Source organism: Buttiauxella massiliensis (assembly GCF_902500225.1).
Taxonomy (GTDB): domain Bacteria; phylum Pseudomonadota; class Gammaproteobacteria; order Enterobacterales; family Enterobacteriaceae; genus Buttiauxella; species Buttiauxella massiliensis.
The window spans coordinates 1-17159 of the sequence record NZ_LR722658.1 but is presented as its reverse complement, the minus strand read 5'-3'; the positions used below and the strand labels follow the sequence as shown (position 1 = coordinate 17159).

Here is a 17159-nt window from a genome sequence, read left to right as displayed (position 1 = left end):
CCAGCCTGACCTCGTGCGCTTTGGTCTCCTTATCAAAAGGAACAGCGATGGGCGGTAGCGTGTCCTGAATGATCAGAAAAGAGAGATAGAGATATGGAAAGTCAGTCCGCCGTTTTGCTTCGCCGCCTCAACCCGTACTGTGCCCGTGCGCTTGAGGGCGCGGCTTCGCTGTGTCAGACACGCGCCCATGCAGAAATCACCCCTGAGCACTGGCTGTTAAAGCTGCTGGAGCAGGGAGAAGGGGATCTGACCGTACTCGCCCGTCGCTATGAGTGGGATATGGATGCTGTCTGGCAGAGCCTGCTGACGCACCTTGACGCACAAACCCGCTCGGTACGCAGCCGTCCGGAACTGTCCGCCTCCCTTCAGTCGTTGCTGAAGCAATCATGGCTTGCCGCAACACTTGCCGGTGATGAACAGATCCGCAGTGTGCATCTGCTGACCGCCATGATTGAAACGCCAGGGCTTGCTCGTTGCGAAGGGCTGTGGCCGTTAATGACCCTGACCACCAGCCAACTGGAGCGGTTGCGTCCCATCCTGGAAGCGCAGTCGGATGAACGCCCGGAAGCGCTCATCCAGGAGCCTGTCGGTAATGTGAAATTCATCGGCAGGGCAACAGATATGGTCGAGGGAGCACACGATCAGGCGTCAGGTAAGCAAGCCGATTTAAGCCAGGAAGAAGCCGTGCTTAACCGGTTTACGGTGGATGTCACAGCCCTGGCGCGTGAAGGCAAAATTGATCCGGTTTTTGGCCGCGATAATGAAATTCGCCAGATGGTGGATATTCTGTCCCGCCGCCGTAAGAACAACCCGATTCTGGTCGGTGAACCGGGTGTCGGTAAAACCGCACTGGTTGAAGGGCTGGCGCTGCGTATTGCTGACGGTAATGTGCCGGAAAGTCTGAAATCGGTCATTGTCAGAACCCTCGACCTGGGCTTATTACAGGCGGGTGCTGGCGTAAAAGGTGAATTTGAACAACGGCTGAAAAACATTATCGACGCGGTGCAACATTCTCCGGTGCCGGTGCTGGTGTTTATTGATGAGGCCCATACGATCATCGGAGCCGGGAATCAGGCGGGGGGCGCGGATGCCGCTAACCTGCTGAAGCCTGCGCTGGCCCGTGGCGAACTGCGCACCATCGCCGCCACCACCTGGAGCGAGTACAAGCAATATTTTGAGCGTGACGCCGCACTCGAACGCCGCTTCCAGATGGTCAAGGTCGATGAGCCTGATGATGATACCGCCTGCCTGATGTTGCGTGGTCTCAAATCCCGCTACGCCGAACACCATGGTGTGCATATTACCGGCGAGGCAGTTCGTGCGGCCGTAACACTGTCCCGCCGTTATCTGACGGGGCGGCAGTTGCCCGATAAAGCGGTGGATTTGCTGGATACAGCAGCTGCCCGTGTGCGGATGAGCCTCGACACTCTACCGGAACAGCTTACCCGTTTGCAGGCTGAACTCACCTCGCTTGCAATGGAGCAACAGGAGTTGCTGGAAGATATTGCGCTGGGCAACGCCTTTGATTCCTCACGTCTGCCTCAGATCGAACAGCTTACGTCTGAGCTGAATCTACAACAGGAGTCCCTTCTGGATCAGTTTGAGATCGAAAAGCGGCTCACTGAACAACTGAAGGAATGTCGCGGTGATATCAGCCGCCAGGAAGAACTCGCCGCACTCCAGTCTGAACTGTCTCAGGTGCAAAATAACAGCCCGTTGCTGGGGTTAGATGTGGATGTCCGCACTGTAGCGACAGTGATTGCTGACTGGACGGGCGTCCCGCTTTCATCACTGATGAAAGATGAGCAGACCGAACTGCTGACACTGGAAGATCAACTGGCAACACGCGTGGTCGGCCAGGGCGCGGCACTGAATGCCATTGCTCAGCGTCTTCGTGCCTCGAAAACCGGACTCACGCCGGAAAACGGGCCGCAGGGTGTCTTTTTACTGGTGGGGCCAAGCGGTGTGGGGAAAACCGAAACCGCGCTGGCGCTGGCTGGCGTGATGTATGGAGGCGAAAAATCGCTGATCACCATTAACCTCTCTGAATACCAGGAACCACATACTGTCAGCCAGTTAAAAGGCTCGCCTCCGGGTTACGTGGGTTACGGTCAGGGCGGCATTCTGACCGAGGCGGTGCGTAAGCGCCCATACAGCGTGGTCCTGCTCGATGAGGTCGAAAAGGCCCACCGGGATGTGATGAACCTGTTTTACCAGGTGTTTGACCGTGGCTTTATGCGGGACGGGGAAGGGCGGGAAATTGATTTTCGCAATACCGTGATCCTGATGACCTCCAATCTCGGCAGCGACCCGTTGATGCAGCTGGTTGACGAACAACCGGACGCAACGGAAAGCGATCTGCACGAGCTGTTGCGGCCTGTCCTGCGTGACCATTTCCAGCCTGCACTGCTGGCCCGTTTCCAGACGGTGATTTTCCGTCCACTGGCTCAGGATGCGATGCGAACCATCGTTGGCATGAAACTCAATCAGGTCAGCCGCCGCCTGCAACGGCACTACGGCATTACCACGCATATTGATGACAGCCTCAGCGATATGCTGACGTCTGCCTGCCTGTTGCCGGATACGGGGGCCCGTAACGTTGACAGCCTCCTGAATCAACAAATCCTGCCGGTGCTGAGCCAGCAGTTACTGAGCCATATGGCCGCAAAACGCAAGCCGTCTTCCCTGTCGCTCAACTGGGACGAAGAAGAAGGCATCGTGCTGGAGTTTAACGGGCAGACCGAAGGAATTCCGTCATGAGCAGTTCTTTGATAAACGATGCGGCCAGTCTGGTGAAACAGCTACTGGGTCAGTCCCGTTACCGGATGGACGTGCATGGCTGTGGTGAATTTCTTGATGTGCTGAACTTCAGTTCGTTCGAGTCACTGAGCCAGCCCTGGCGTTATGATATATCCGTGACCTGCGCAACACCGGATATCGGCAGTGATACGGTACTGCTAAAACCAGCATCCTTCACCCTTCAGACCCCGATGTTTACCGGGGCTTCTGCGGTCCCGGTGCGCACAGTTTTTGGTGTGGTGGAGTCGTTTGAACGTGTCTCAACCTCTAAAGACGATACCGTTTACGCGCTGGCCCTTGTCCCGCGTATCGCTCTGTTGGCGCACACCAGGGGCTGCGAAATTTTCCTTAACCAGTCTGTTACCGAAGTCGTTGAGCAGGTATTGCGTAAGCACGGGCTTGAGGGTGCGGACTTTGAATTCCGCCTGTCCCGTGAGTACGCGGCCCGGGAGCTGATTACCCAGTGGCGGGAGACTGACCTGGAATTTATTCAGCGGCTGCTGGCTGAGGTAGGCATTTTCTGGCGCTTTGAAATGGATGCCCGTCTTGAACAGGATGTGGTGATTTTCCAGGACACCCAGGAGCAGTATCAGTTTGGCGTGACCCTGCCGCTACGTCACCAGTCCGGGATGAGCGACAGTGGGCAGGAAAGCATCTGGGATATCCATACGGCTTATCATGTTGTCAGTGGCGGGGTGGCGACACGGGATTACAACTACCGTGATGCACTGACACCTAAAGACAGCACGGAAAGCATCAGTGGCAAAGAAGGCATCACGACAGGTGAAACCTACCACTATGCGGAACCGTTCCTGACCGAGGGTGATAACGAAAGTACCGAGACCGGCGCTTACTTTGCCCGTCTGCGGCATGAACGTATCCTGAATGCGCAGTACACCGTCAGTGGAAGCTCTTCCAGCCCTCATCTGGCCCCGGGGCAGGTACTGGAAACCGATACCAGCCTGCCGGATGTGGTGAAAGAGGGCATTGTTATTACCACGGTTCGCGCCAGCGGCTCCCGCAAAGACAGCTTCCAGCTGACGTTTGAGGGTATCCCGTACAGCGAAACCGTCTGCTATCGACCAGTACTGCTTAAGCGGCCGGTGATTTCCGGCTCACTGTCTGCAAGAGTTGAAAGCACTCAGAAAGGTGACACGTATGCCTGGCTGGATGAGAAGGGGCGCTACCGGGTGAAACTGGACTTCGACCGCAACAGCAGCGAACAGGGCTATGCCTACCTGTGGCTGCGGATGGCAAAACCGTATGCCGGTGATACCTATGGCTGGCATGCGCCGCTGCTCGATGGCACCGAAGTGTCGGTGGTGTTTGACAGTGGCGACCCGGACAGGCCGTATATCGCTTACGCTCAGCATGATTCTGAACACCCTGACCACGTCACCAGCGACAACCACACACGCAACATCTGGCGTACTCCGGCGAACAACAAGCTGCGGATGGAGGATAAGCGGGGCGAGGAGCATATCAAGCTCGGGACCGAATACGGCAAAACCCAGCTCAATATGGGCCATCTGGTCAACGGCCAGCGTGAACAACGCGGTACCGGCTTTGAGCTACGAACGGATGAATTCGGCGCGGTCCGTGCCGCTAAAGGCATTTACCTGACGGCAGACGGGCAGTCAAAAGCCCAGGGGCCGGTGCTGGAAATGACGCCTGCGGTTAACCAGATAAACCAGGCCAACAGCCAGATGCAGGCGCTGAACAGTGCCGCTGATGCGGCCGGAGCGCTGGTGTCCGATATCAGCACCCAGATAAGCCTGGTAACAGACAAGCTCAAAGCGCTTCAGTCTGCCGTAATACTGGCAACTGCTCCCCAGGGCGTGGCGTTTACCTCGGGTGAACATCTCCAGATGAGCAGCACGAAGAACACGATGATTAACGCCGGTCAGCACCTCGATATGGGGGCCATGAAAAACCTGTCAGTGACGGTCGAAAAGGCACTGGGGCTGTTTGTGCATAAAGAAGGGGCAAAGCTTGTCGCCAATCAGGGGGATATCGACATTCAGGCCCAAAAAAACACCATGGCGTTATTGGCTAAACAACAGATAACGATAACCAACAGTGAGGATGAAATCCTTATAAGCACCCCAGAAACCCTGATGCTTAATGGTGGTGGTTCATACCTGAAGCTGAACCAGAATGGAATAGAGCATGGTTCGGAGGGTGACTTCATTATAAAGGCTGCGAACTATATGGTGACGGGAAATGCAGACTCACTGAAAGGGGTGTCTCAGGTATTTAGGAACACCACGCTGGAACTTACCCCACCTTCGCGGCGTGGAAAGATTTCACGATAAGGAGCCATTATGAAAATCTGTTACCCCTTCAGAGATACCACTGGGCAGGACTTCCGGTCACAGGATGAGGTCATGCGCCTAATCGATGGTGAGGCGCATGGCTCATGGCTACTGGGTGCGAATGGATTATGGCATGGTGGGATCCATATCAGTGATATTTCTAACCCTTTTTCAGCGCTGAACCCGGAAGCAGTGAACTCAGGCGATCCGGTTCCTCTGCAATTTATGGCTGACGGCGCGATTGTTGCGTACCGCCTGAACCGGGACTCTATGACGGCTCCCTATTGTGGGCTTCAGTTGCGTTACAGCAGCAGTTTTGTGCTGGTGAAATCGCTGTGTAAGCCTGAGGCGGAAAAGCAGGAAACCTGGCTGGAGTTTTACAGCCTGTATATGCATCTGGCTCCGGTAGCGGATTATCCGGTCTCTCCTTGTTATAAAGTCAGAACGGGGCACAGTGGAATACTGCTGCGTAAATACACCAAAGGACAGAACGGTTTGTCGGAGGGCGAGGAAGAGCATGGTGAATACGCCAGATACGCAGCGCCAGGAAAAAGCAGCAAAAGCCTGAATGCGGGTGACCGTTTTGTGACATCCCGCACCGGACGTTTTTATGTCACTAAAAACGGGCAAACATCACTGGTCACTTTTGGCCTGGTCCGGTTGTTGAACGGAAAGCAGCCAGGCGATAAGCAGTACTGGGTGACGCTGGACCCGGAACTGACAGAGCAGGATGGCGAGATGAAAAGCCTGATGCCCGCGTGGATGAGCAGAGCCGGGGAAAGAGGCGAGTTTGACGTTGTGGTACTGCCGGATGACACAGATGAGTGGAAGGTCAGTGCCGGAGCAGCAGTGGGTTTTATGGGATGTACAGAGTCACCGGGCACAAGAGGGGGGCTGGTTGATAAGGATTGGTTTGTGCACCTTGAGGTACTGAGTACAGACCCGAAGATGCCGGTATTTTTGTCAAACCCTGCGGGTGTGAAAGGGGATAAAAGGTCAATCAGAGCGCTGAAAGGTAAACCATTATATATCCGGCAGCAGACTGACCCGGAGGAGTTTGTGCCGATATCGGCCACGCTTGGGGCGCAGTGCTTTCTGAGTCGTGATGCTGCAACACCCGCGCAGGATGCGTCTAAAAAGTGGTGGTATAAAGTATCGGGCAGTGGCTGGTTACCGGAGGATGCGGTCGAAGAAGTCGGGCAGTACGATTTGCTGAAGCAAGGTTTTCAGACACTGGAGGAGAGCAGTAGTGGCGATATGATGGACAGCCCTTTTGAGGGCTGGGTGCCGGAAGCGTTTGGCTCGATAAGCCGAGCGGCGGAGCAGGGAAATTATCAGTACAACCTGGTGCCAAAATTTTACCGTGACCTGATTACGGAGATGGACAGTAATCGTGACGGTAAAGTGACGGCAGAAGAAATCAGACAGGCACTGGGCGTGCGTGATCCAGTGGTGAGGGATGTGGTGAACCGTCTGGTTATTAAGCACCACAGCGAATGGTCTGGCGGACGCTCTACAGGGCGCTGGGAAGGGTTTTATAAAGATCTGGATACGCTGGAAGTCAAATACTGCGAGAAATGGCAGGCAGACCTCGAATGGATGAGCCAGGTGCCAGCGTTTAATAAGGATGAGGCTGTGTGGCATTTTCATCCGGTGGCGTTTTTGGGGGCTCTGGGGGAGGCATCTGAGTTAATTAATGTTGATGCCTTTATTGCCCTATATGAGCAGGAACATACTTCCTTTGCCCCTGGTACGCCAGCATTGTCTCTAGTCTCAAAAAATAACTTGCGAGAGATTGTTGAAAGCATAAATGAATTTTACCCTAACCATTTGGAATATAAACCCAACTTATATAGGGTTTCGTATATGCTAGCCACGGCAAGACATGAGACATATAACTACCCAACTGCTGAGTATTTTAGTGAACAACCAGAGGTAGGGGGGATGACTTATTTTAATAAATACGATCCTGTCCTTGCTTCCACACAGGCATTGAAAAATAGAGCCATAGCGAACGGTAACACTCAACAGGGTGACGGATATAAATATCGGGGGCGAGGATGTGTCCATCTTACGTGGAAGAATAATTATCAGAAAGCAAAGGATAAATTTGGAACGAACTATGTAGATCAACCAGATCTTGCTGCTGATTTCAAGAGTGCTGTGCCGATTATGGTTTGGGGGATGGAAGAGGGTATTTTTACAGGTAAAAATCTTTCATCATATATTGGCAGTGGTGGAGTGGATTATGAGGGAGCCAGGAAGATTATTAATAGTAGTGATCAAAAAATATTAATTGCTTCCTACGCTAAGAAATTTCAATCCATTTTAGAAAGCACATCTTCCCTTTCTAAGGAATTCTAAATATGAACAAAAATTTTCTTATGTTGTTAATGGTTGTAATAGTCAGTCATTCAACGATTAGTCAGGCCAATGATGCCGTGATGTATGGATACGATAAATCAAACGATGAGATCTATGCACAAAAGGGAAACAATAAAATTATATTAAAATTTGAGGAGAATTATACAGAAAATCCATCTTACTCATTTGACTTTTTTTCTGGTACTCCTGCCATTATAGCAGATGGGCGATCACTGCATGATTCTACTGTTTATGCGACCTTAAAATACACAAATGATAAATTTATTATTGATTGTTTATATTCTAATGTTAAAAGCAAGAAAAATGGAGTGTTAGTAAAGGAGGGGGTTTGTGGGTTAGAGTTTTCACCCCCGGAAAAATATTCCGATTACATAGATAAAAAAGTAAACGAAATTGAAGTCAATATGGACTCTACGGATACCAGTTTAATATTAACTGGTAAGGTTAATTACCTTCCTATTGTTGTTTTTAATAGTAAAGAGAGATTGTTATACAAGCTGTACAATAACAAACAAGCATTGATGGACGATAATTACTCTATTTTATCTTTAACCAGTAAAGGTGAATGTGAGGTTTTTGTTGATAGTCCATGGGTGGTATACAATGCGCAGATTACAGGGCAGGAGGAAATCATGTCTGAAAAAATTTCAGACGGAAAAATAGAACTAAATAAAGCAATTCCATCTCTGTCAGATAAAAACATGTGTTCAAGATACCCAGCAATAAGTATCAATCAGTCTAAAGCGTATTTTTATGACTCAATGTATAATATGAAAGGTTCATATCTCATTAAAGGTGATAAAGTTAATTTATTGTCTGTTAGTGCTGATGGTAAATGGTGCAAAGCAAGATACATCAACAACAAAAACAAATCTACTGTTAGTAATATACTGTGTTCAGATTTGAATATTTAGTCTTCGATATTGAACTTGTTCTTTTAAATGGTGATGAAATAAATGATGTAAAAATAACTGCGAATTTGGAATCATATGATCAAAGTTCGCAGGATGTTTTAGTTGACTTGACTTTTAGAGGTTCCAATTCCACAAGAACACAAAATTCATTTCATTGGTGACTTATCTGGCTGAAAAGAAAAATTTCATGGAAAATACTTTCAATCTATATTTGAAGGAAATTCTTGGTGTTCCAGTGGTACTTTTAATGCCAGGTAAGGAGCATTATAATGAAGCATTTAATTAGCTTTGTAATCGTTTCGGGTATAACTTCACCAACTATTCACGCCGAATGTTTCGATGAGGATATAAATTTCAAGAACGTAGAAAACAACCGCGAGAAATAAGAAGTGATTTTTTTGGAGTGATGGTGAATAAGATAATACCTTATCAGTAAAAACAACTATCTTAATAAAATTATATAATCGCATGCTAAAGTTATAAGGTGGATTATTTTATCCCCACCTTTAGTTTTGCACGATATATTTTACCTTCTGTAGAAAAAATGACATGAGGGGATAGTGCTGGTATTTGATAAGCAGGTTAAAGGATTACCGCAATGAATGAATCCCTGATAAATAAGGCCACCAGCCTGGTGAAACAGCTGCTGGGCCAGTCCCGTTACCGGATGGACGTGCATGGCTGTAGTGAATTTCTTGATGTGCTGAACTTCAGTTCGGTCGAGTCACTGAGCCAGCCCTGGCGTTATGATATCTCCGTGACCTGCGCAACACCGGATATCGGCAGTGATGCGGTACTGCTAAAACCAGCATCCTTCACCCTTCAGACCCCGATGTTTACCGGGGCTCCTGCGGTCCCGGTGCGCACAGTTTTTGGTGTGGTGGAGTCGTTTGAACGTGTCTCAACCTCTAAAGACGATACCGTTTACGCGCTGGCCCTTGTCCCGCGTATCGCTCTGTTGGCGCACACCAGGGGCTGCGAAATTTTCCTTAACCAGTCTGTTACCGAAGTCGTTGAGCAGGTATTGCGTAAGCACGGGCTTGAGGGTGCGGACTTTGAATTCCGCCTGTCCCGTGAGTACGCGGCCCGGGAGCTGATTACCCAGTGGCGGGAGACTGACCTGGAATTTATTCAGCGGCTGCTGGCTGAGGTAGGCATTTTCTGGCGCTTTGAAATGGATGCCCGTCTTGAACAGGATGTGGTGATTTTCCAGGACACCCAGGAGCAGTATCAGTTTGGCGTGACCCTGCCGCTACGTCACCAGTCCGGGATGAGCGACAGTGGGCAGGAAAGCATCTGGGATATCCATACGGCTTATCATGTTGTCAGTGGCGGGGTGGCGACACGGGATTACAACTACCGTGATGCACTGACACCTAAAGACAGCACGGAAAGCATCAGTGGCAAAGAAGGCATCACGACAGGTGAAACCTACCACTATGCGGAACCGTTCCTGACCGAGGGTGATAACGAAAGTACCGAGACCGGCGCTTACTTTGCCCGTCTGCGGCATGAACGTATCCTGAATGCGCAGTACACCGTCAGTGGAAGCTCTTCCAGCCCTCATCTGGCCCCGGGGCAGGTACTGGAAACCGATACCAGCCTGCCGGATGTGGTGAAAGAGGGCATTGTTATTACCACGGTTCGCGCCAGCGGCTCCCGCAAAGACAGCTTCCAGCTGACGTTTGAGGGTATCCCGTACAGCGAAACCGTCTGCTATCGACCAGTACTGCTTAAGCGGCCGGTGATTTCCGGCTCACTGTCTGCAAGAGTTGAAAGCACTCAGAAAGGTGACACGTATGCCTGGCTGGATGAGAAGGGGCGCTACCGGGTGAAACTGGACTTCGACCGCAACAGCAGCGAACAGGGCTATGCCTACCTGTGGCTGCGGATGGCAAAACCGTATGCCGGTGATACCTATGGCTGGCATGCGCCGCTGCTCGATGGCACCGAAGTGTCGGTGGTGTTTGACAGTGGCGACCCGGACAGGCCGTATATCGCTTACGCTCAGCATGATTCTGAACACCCTGACCACGTCACCAGCGACAACCACACACGCAACATCTGGCGTACTCCGGCGAACAACAAGCTGCGGATGGAGGATAAGCGGGGCGAGGAGCATATCAAGCTCGGGACCGAATACGGCAAAACCCAGCTCAATATGGGCCATCTGGTCAACGGCCAGCGTGAACAACGTGGCACCGGTTTTGAGCTGAGAACGGACGAATTCGGCGCGGTCCGTGCCGCCAAAGGCATTTACCTGACGGCAGACGGGCAGTCAAAAGCCCAGGGGTCGGTGCTGGAAATGGCACCTGCGGTTAACCAGATAAACCAGGCCAACAGCCAGATGCAGTCCCTGAACAGTGCCGCTGATGCGGCCGGGGCGCTGGTATCAGATATCAGCACCCAGATTAGCCTGGTGACAGATAAGCTAAAAGAGCTTCAGTCTGCCGTGATACTGGCAACAGCCCCCCAGGGCGTGGCTTTTACCTCGGGTGAACATCTCCAGATGAGCAGCACGAAGAACACCATGATTAACGCAGGCCAGCACCTCGATATCGGTGCCATGAAAAACCTGTCAGTGACGGTTGAAAAGGCACTGGGGCTGTTTGTGCATAAAGAAGGGGCAAAGCTTGTCGCCAATCAGGGGGATATTGAAATCCAGGCCCAAAAAAACACCATGGCGTTGTTCTCGCAAAAGCAGCTCACGGTCACCAGTAGCGATGACGAAATCATTATCACCACCCCGAAAACACTGACGCTGAATGGCGGTGGCACCTATGTGAAGCTGAGTGCGAACGGGATAGAGCATGGTTCAACCGGGGATTTCATTATGAAGACCGCGAACTATCTGGTCCCGGGTGCGGGGGCCAACATTCCTGCTGAGGCCCCCAAATTTAATGTGACTGATATTACCCAGGCCAATCTGGTGACCAGTAAATCCTTTAACGACTGAGATGACGACATGTGCTCCTTAGTATCTAATATTCGAAACTCCATCATATTTATTTTCGTCTTAATGTTTTCACAGTTGGCTTTTGCAACTGGAAATACTGTTACTGAAAATACAGTCATTAATTTTTATAAAGCATACCTGAGTGATGACTCTGCAAATGACAGCTCCATAGTCAGTAAATATGCTTCTGATGAACTCATGAAAAGCATTAACGATTCAACCATGTGTAATTATGATTCTTACGATTCTGTTTCAGCCGCCGATTTAGAGAAATTGTGCGCAAAGAAACATGAATGCAAGGCATATAAAGGGAATTATCTTTGCGACTGGTACGGCGTCTGGGTGGAATCAGACGTGAATTACTTTACTAAATCACAAGATGTCTACCCTTCATGGAAATCCAGTATTAAAACCAGCACTGTTCGACAAAATGCCCAGCAATCTGTGATTGATGTCGTTTTGGGGGAGGGTAAGGAGACCTCGAACTCGCTCCAGGTCACGCTGAAGAAAGATGGCGATGACTGGAAAATCAGCAGCGTAACGGAGTAGGAAAGGTTGGATCTATATGGGGTAGTGCGCTGTTTTTTTTGTTGCAATGTTCAACCCACATGCCATTGACGAGGTGCTTATGTTGAAAAAAATAACTCTCCTTTGCTGTTTATTTTGTTTGCCATATATGGCCTTAGCCTCAAATGAGAAAAATTTATCGCCAGAGGAAGTTGTTAGCGAATTTTATCATGATTATTTAGTGGCGGCTGAAATGCCTGACATGGAGTCTGCTGATGATCTTACTATGAAGGCGATATTTAAATATACTACCGAACACCTCAGGGCCCTGCGAGATAATAATGATTCAGGTGCTGATTATTTTGTGGATGCTCAGGATTTTTGTGAAGAATGGAAAAGTAACATATATACAAAGTCTATTTCTGAGCGCGACCATGATGCACAAGTAAATCTAAAATTAGGTTATGGTAAGGGAGTGTCCATTTATACCATCAACGTAGTAAAAGATAAGGGCAAATGGTTAATGGACTCCGTTAAACCCACCCCCAGAAATAGTATTTATTGCCCACGGCAAGCTGAGGGAGAAGAGTAAATGATTGATAAGGAAATCGCAGTAGGAGTTCTAAACGCTCGAGCATTAGCCAGAGCGAAAATTAATGCTGATCATTTTAATAAAGGTATTGATAAAAAGCTTAAATATGGCGAGTCCAAATGTGCTCAGTATGTTAAGAAGGCATTGATTGCTGGTGGGGCTTCTGTAAAAAACTCAGGAATTGAATCAGCTAAAAACTATGGTCCCTGGCTTGTTGAAAATAATCTGAAGGCTGTTGAGGGCGTTACAACATTACATAGCGGAAATGTTTTTTCCATTTCAGGTCAACAGACCGGTGATGTAGTCGTCATACAAGACGCGCCAAATCATGTGCATGGTCATATGGCGATGTTTAATGGTACTCATTGGGTATCTGATTTTGTACAGGAAAAAGGATTTTATCCTGCTCAGATTTATCGTGACCAAAGTATTCCATATAAACTTTATCGTTATTCCGATAATAACAGTTCGGAGCAGAGCTCATCTGTCTCGAAAAAAGGGAAGATTAAAATAGTCTGGCCGATCCCGTCCAACAATCGGGGAAGTGAATTTGCTAACCAGGAAGAGATCCTTTCTCATATAGGAGGAGAATCTACCGGTTTATATATGATTGGTCGCAATGGTATGTGGCACGGCGGAATCCATATCACCAGCGCCACCACGCCATGGTGCGGCCTAAGCGGTAAGGCGACTTCCGAGATAATAGATTTCCCCGTACCCTTTAAAGGTGAGCAAGCCGTGCGGTGTATGGCTGACGGGGAAGTAGTCGCCTACCGTGTCTGCAAAGATTACATGCAGATAAAATGGGAAACCGGTCCGCTGAGTATTTCCGGCTCATTCGTACTGGTGAAGCACTATATTCAGCCTGGTGAGAAAGAAACCAGTGGTTTGCATTTCTACACGCTGTACATGCACCTGGCTCCCTACTCGGCCTACACAGTCAATCCCGCAGAAACCAAATGGACCGTAAAAGATACACTTTCGGCTTACGATCCAGAATGGGTGATGACGGCCAGCACAAATAACAAAGGCACCAGCGAAAGCTATAAAAAAGGAACCATGCCCAAAGGTGCCATTGTTGAATGGGACAAATCGGACAGCAGCCTCCATACCGTTGCCTTCAACAAGCGGGAATATGGCCTTGTCACCTATGTTGGCCTCACTGAGGATGCCCAACAGAGAGGCAAAAAAACAATACTGAAACCAGGCCAGCAGTACTGGATGTTGGTGGATAAAAATAACATTTCGCCAGGTACTGACGGTGTCGCCCAGCCTTCGTGGTGGCAGCAGTTGTTACCGCCAGCTAAAGAGACCATGAAGTTTGATCAGGTAGTGTGTCCAGCGCCCTATGCTATCAGTGCCGGTGATCCTGTAGGGCATATGGGTTACTATCAGGCGGCGAAAGATGGCGGTTATGAGCCCCGTTATCAGGTTCATATCGAGTGCATGAGCATGGATGATAATCTGGAGACCTTCCTGACGAATCCTGAAAAGGTTGGCGAGAAAAATCCTCTCTATCTGAAGTATTCTCCCGGGCTTGCCTTGTTTACAAAGGATGTCGCGGCCGGAACCTTCATTAAGGGGAAAATGACTGAACGGACGGGTATTTTGACGTTAAGTCAGGTGACAACAGAAGCTGACAAAACGACGAAACAGGAATACTGGCAGCTGCGACCAGAGAATGCCTATGCGTCAAAAGGACAGGCAGAACCTCAGCTGTTGTCTCAGTACGATCTGGCAAAACTGGGATTCAGAACGGAAACCGCAGAGCCGTCGAGTTTTGATTACCTGGATGGCAAAACCCAGCCGACTGGTTTTTTCCGCAGTGTTATAGATTCCCTGTACAGCGCAGCGAAGGACGATACCCGCGCCAGTCACGCACTGGTGAAGCATAATTATCAGCGACTTCTGGATAAAATTGACAGCGGAGCACCAGATTATTCAAGCCTGGAATACGCAAGTGCGTTTCACAATTCCGACTATCGTGATGTCACCCTGAAAACAATAGTCAAACACCCGAGTGACTGGTATTTCAAAAAGGACGATGCCATCTGGCAACCGTTCCTGAACGCCCTTAAGAAAGAAGCACCTGAATGGAAGAAATACAGCGAAACGTTTCTCGACAAGATGGCCTGGATGCAGGATGTGACGACAGAGAAACTGGGGCCATCGCTGTGGCATATGCACCCGGTGATTTTTTTGGGAGCGATGCTTCAAGTGAAAAAACAAGGATGGGCACATAGCAAGTTTGGATATTTTCTTGGTGAGGTGGAGTCTAAAAATGACTATAGTGCGTATAATGTACATGTTACCTACGCAGCACATTATAAAACTAACTTGGCTAAAATGACTATTAATCAAGTCAGGCAATCTCAGAGTGATAATTCATCGAATGGAATGTTTGCTACTGGTAGATTCCAAATTATACCGGATACTTTAAAAGCCGCAATTCTCAAATTAAATCTTGATGGTAATGCTTTGTTAGATGAGACAATTCAAGACAAAATATTTGAAGAGTACCTTATTAAGATAAAACGCCCAGCAATAATTGAATTCCTTGAAGGGGATGGCAGCGTTGAAGATGCCATATATGATTGGGCTAAAGAATTTGCTTCAGCTGGTGTTCGAAAAGGTAAAGAAATAAGTAGGTCTAAAACTGAGTTTGAAAAGGACGAGAACGGGGATTATAAAAGAGACAAAAATAATAAAAAAATTGGCATAAGGCGCTGGGCGCAAAGCGAAGGGGTTTCATATTATTCTGGTGATGGTGTAAATAAAGCGCACATTAGTCCAAGTGAAATGGTTAAGGTTCTTGAGGAGTCAAAGAATGAAAGGAATTAATCTATTAATTTGTTTGTTTTCAGTGATGATATTCACTGCCTATGCAGGCGTTAACAATAACCCACAATTTTCCAATTATCCAGTTACTGTTAGCACAGGACATTTTGTAAGTGAAATTGATGTCAGTGACGAGCAAGAAAATCACACTGACAAATGGAAACAATATATCCAAACAGAACTACTTAAACCTGTGAATTTTTCGGGCCATTATCGAATAATCATGAGTAGAAATGGTGAGTTGCCACAAGATTGTGGCAATGATGGTTGGGTGTGCGGGTGGATAGTAGATAAATTAACCGGAAAGGTTATTTCCGAGTTACCTGAATTCAATGGGAATACTAAATATTATTCTACTATTGATAATGGAACCCCTTCTCCTGATTCATTTGACGTAGAGCATCATTCGAATAGCAGTATGATATGGATTTCTGGTCAAAATACTCCTGCAAAAGGCAAACAAGGAGAAGCAAAATGCGCTAACACGGCTTATAACTTCAAAGATAACGAATTTATTAAGTTAGTTTCATCTCGCTGTGAGGTTGATGTAGGTGGTGATTCTAATGCTGACCCTTATCTACCTTAACCCGATGATCTTTTGTATTTTAAAATATTAGGGAGCACTTGTGGGTTTAGCTGGTGACCTAATGATGGAATGTTAAATAACATCGAGGTTAACATGCGTAAGTTTTTCTTTGTATTGCTGTCACTTTTTTCAGAGTATGCCTTGGCTAACAGTTTTGACCTACCAGTAGTTCATTCAATAAAAAATGGAAGTCAATGTGAAATCTCCTTTGATAGTAAAGTTGTTTCGAAACATGATTGTGAGTATGAATCTCCTTCCTATCTAACATCTTACTCGCTTCTTCCAGACACTTGGACTGGGGTGTGGGTATTTCAGGATGCCCCAATGGGGAATTCATGTCAGGCTGGTGCAATTAGAATAATATCTATAGATGCTGATAACAAAATTGAGGCTCACAATCCGATAGATTTTTGCGCAGGGAAAGTGATTGTTAATAATCATAGCAATCAGGTTGAGATACAAATTCGCGATGACGTGGATACCAAAAACACTGAAAAATGGATATTTAAAGATAATAAACTAACAAGGTTGAAATAGCTTCATTAAGTTTTATCCTGCGCTTTACCATTCCGCATCCTAACGTTCATTATAATAATTACAATTGAGGGGCCTGTGTTTTTGTTCATCTCAATAAAGATGTTGCTACAGGTACCTTCAAAAGAACATGAAGGTGATGACCCAGACGGGGATTCTGACATTGGGTCAGGTACCAACAGAAGCTTAAGTTTTGTTTGTGTTTCTGTCACTTTAGCCAGAGTATGGTCTGACTAACAGTTTTGGCCTACCAATAAATCATTAATAAAAAATGGGTTTTTAAATGATTTCTAAAATGACAAAAATCATCACAATGTTGGTATGTTTTTTCCCTGCCTTGGCTTTGGCGAATACTGGAGAAAGTGTTGGTTACTGGGCTGTGAAATGCGGTGGGTTTGGCGGCTCCATTGAAATAAGCGCTTCAAATGAGGCGAAAATAAACATCAATGATAATAATCTATATATTTCCGCAGGTTTAGTTAAAGATTCTAACAGTAAATTACAAGTATTTTATCGTGATGTCATTGAATCAACGAACGATAAAATTAATTGGGAGAAAATTTCCAAGAATAAACCTATTGCTGAGCTTTCAATTGAGGATGGCATTGTAAGTATCCCACCAAAATGGCCCATTCACTTTTAGAGATCTTCCGACATACTGATTATGTCCCCGAGGAGATCGCCATGCGTAAAATCCGGTTCACCGAGCACCAAATCATCGCCGTACTGAAAT

At 47.8% G+C, this 17159-nt stretch carries 11 protein-coding genes; all 11 read left to right on the top strand.

The features are described 5' to 3' along the window. Positions 1 to 93: 93 nt before the first annotated feature. Positions 94 to 2760, top strand: coding sequence for a type VI secretion system ATPase TssH (tssH, locus tag GC128_RS16045; RefSeq protein ID WP_151995162.1), 2667 nt, complete (start codon positions 94 to 96; stop codon positions 2758 to 2760). After that, complete coding sequence (locus GC128_RS16040; protein ID WP_151995161.1) at positions 2757 to 5114, top strand: type VI secretion system Vgr family protein; 2358 nt, start codon at positions 2757 to 2759, stop codon at positions 5112 to 5114. Before tssH ends, GC128_RS16040 begins: the two co-directional genes overlap by 4 nt. 9 nt (positions 5115 to 5123) lie before the next feature. Further along, positions 5124 to 7478: a hypothetical protein gene (locus tag GC128_RS16035; RefSeq protein ID WP_151995160.1), complete on the top strand. Its 2355-nt coding sequence runs from the start codon at positions 5124 to 5126 to the stop codon at positions 7476 to 7478. 2 nt (positions 7479 to 7480) lie between these two features. After that, entirely contained in the window at positions 7481 to 8413 is a 933-nt protein-coding gene (locus GC128_RS16030; RefSeq protein ID WP_151995159.1) for a hypothetical protein, read from the top strand. Positions 8414 to 9011: 598 nt separating this feature from the next. Next, complete coding sequence (locus GC128_RS16025) at positions 9012 to 11369, top strand: type VI secretion system Vgr family protein (RefSeq protein WP_151995158.1); 2358 nt, start codon at positions 9012 to 9014, stop codon at positions 11367 to 11369. A gap of 75 nt (positions 11370 to 11444) precedes the next feature. After that, positions 11445 to 11918: a DUF3828 domain-containing protein gene (locus GC128_RS16020; protein WP_226812149.1), complete on the top strand. Its 474-nt coding sequence runs from the start codon at positions 11445 to 11447 to the stop codon at positions 11916 to 11918. 79 nt (positions 11919 to 11997) lie between these two features. Beyond that, the gene (locus tag GC128_RS16015) at positions 11998 to 12468 is read left to right on the top strand and encodes a DUF3828 domain-containing protein (protein ID WP_193216271.1); all 471 of its coding nucleotides are present in this window, start codon (positions 11998 to 12000) and stop codon (positions 12466 to 12468) included. Continuing rightward, entirely contained in the window at positions 12469 to 15309 is a 2841-nt protein-coding gene (locus tag GC128_RS23130) for a hypothetical protein (protein ID WP_226812147.1), read from the top strand. Continuing rightward, a complete protein-coding gene (locus GC128_RS16000) occupies positions 15296 to 15892 on the top strand; it encodes a hypothetical protein (protein WP_151995155.1) in 597 nt (198 codons plus the stop codon). Before GC128_RS23130 ends, GC128_RS16000 begins: the two co-directional genes overlap by 14 nt. Positions 15893 to 15985: 93 nt before the next feature. After that, on the top strand, positions 15986 to 16429 hold the full coding sequence (locus tag GC128_RS15995) for a hypothetical protein (protein ID WP_151995154.1): 444 nt from the start codon (positions 15986 to 15988) through the stop codon (positions 16427 to 16429). Between the two features lie 292 nt (positions 16430 to 16721). Next, positions 16722 to 17069, top strand: coding sequence for a hypothetical protein (locus GC128_RS15990; protein ID WP_151995153.1), 348 nt, complete (start codon positions 16722 to 16724; stop codon positions 17067 to 17069). Positions 17070 to 17159: the final 90 nt, after the last annotated feature.

What these genes read in the sequence shown, in the direction of transcription:
- tssH (WP_151995162.1), top strand. Translation starts at nt 94, where the DNA reads ATGGAAAGTCAGTCCGCCGTTTTGCTTCGCCGCCTCAACCCGTACTGT.
- GC128_RS16040 (WP_151995161.1), top strand. Translation starts at nt 2,757, where the DNA reads ATGAGCAGTTCTTTGATAAACGATGCGGCCAGTCTGGTGAAACAGCTA.
- GC128_RS16035 (WP_151995160.1), top strand. Translation starts at nt 5,124, where the DNA reads ATGAAAATCTGTTACCCCTTCAGAGATACCACTGGGCAGGACTTCCGG.
- GC128_RS16030 (WP_151995159.1), top strand. Translation starts at nt 7,481, where the DNA reads ATGAACAAAAATTTTCTTATGTTGTTAATGGTTGTAATAGTCAGTCAT.
- GC128_RS16025 (WP_151995158.1), top strand. Translation starts at nt 9,012, where the DNA reads ATGAATGAATCCCTGATAAATAAGGCCACCAGCCTGGTGAAACAGCTG.
- GC128_RS16015 (WP_193216271.1), top strand. Translation starts at nt 11,998, where the DNA reads ATGTTGAAAAAAATAACTCTCCTTTGCTGTTTATTTTGTTTGCCATAT.
- GC128_RS23130 (WP_226812147.1), top strand. Translation starts at nt 12,469, where the DNA reads ATGATTGATAAGGAAATCGCAGTAGGAGTTCTAAACGCTCGAGCATTA.
- GC128_RS16000 (WP_151995155.1), top strand. Translation starts at nt 15,296, where the DNA reads ATGAAAGGAATTAATCTATTAATTTGTTTGTTTTCAGTGATGATATTC.
- GC128_RS15995 (WP_151995154.1), top strand. Translation starts at nt 15,986, where the DNA reads ATGCGTAAGTTTTTCTTTGTATTGCTGTCACTTTTTTCAGAGTATGCC.
- GC128_RS15990 (WP_151995153.1), top strand. Translation starts at nt 16,722, where the DNA reads ATGACAAAAATCATCACAATGTTGGTATGTTTTTTCCCTGCCTTGGCT.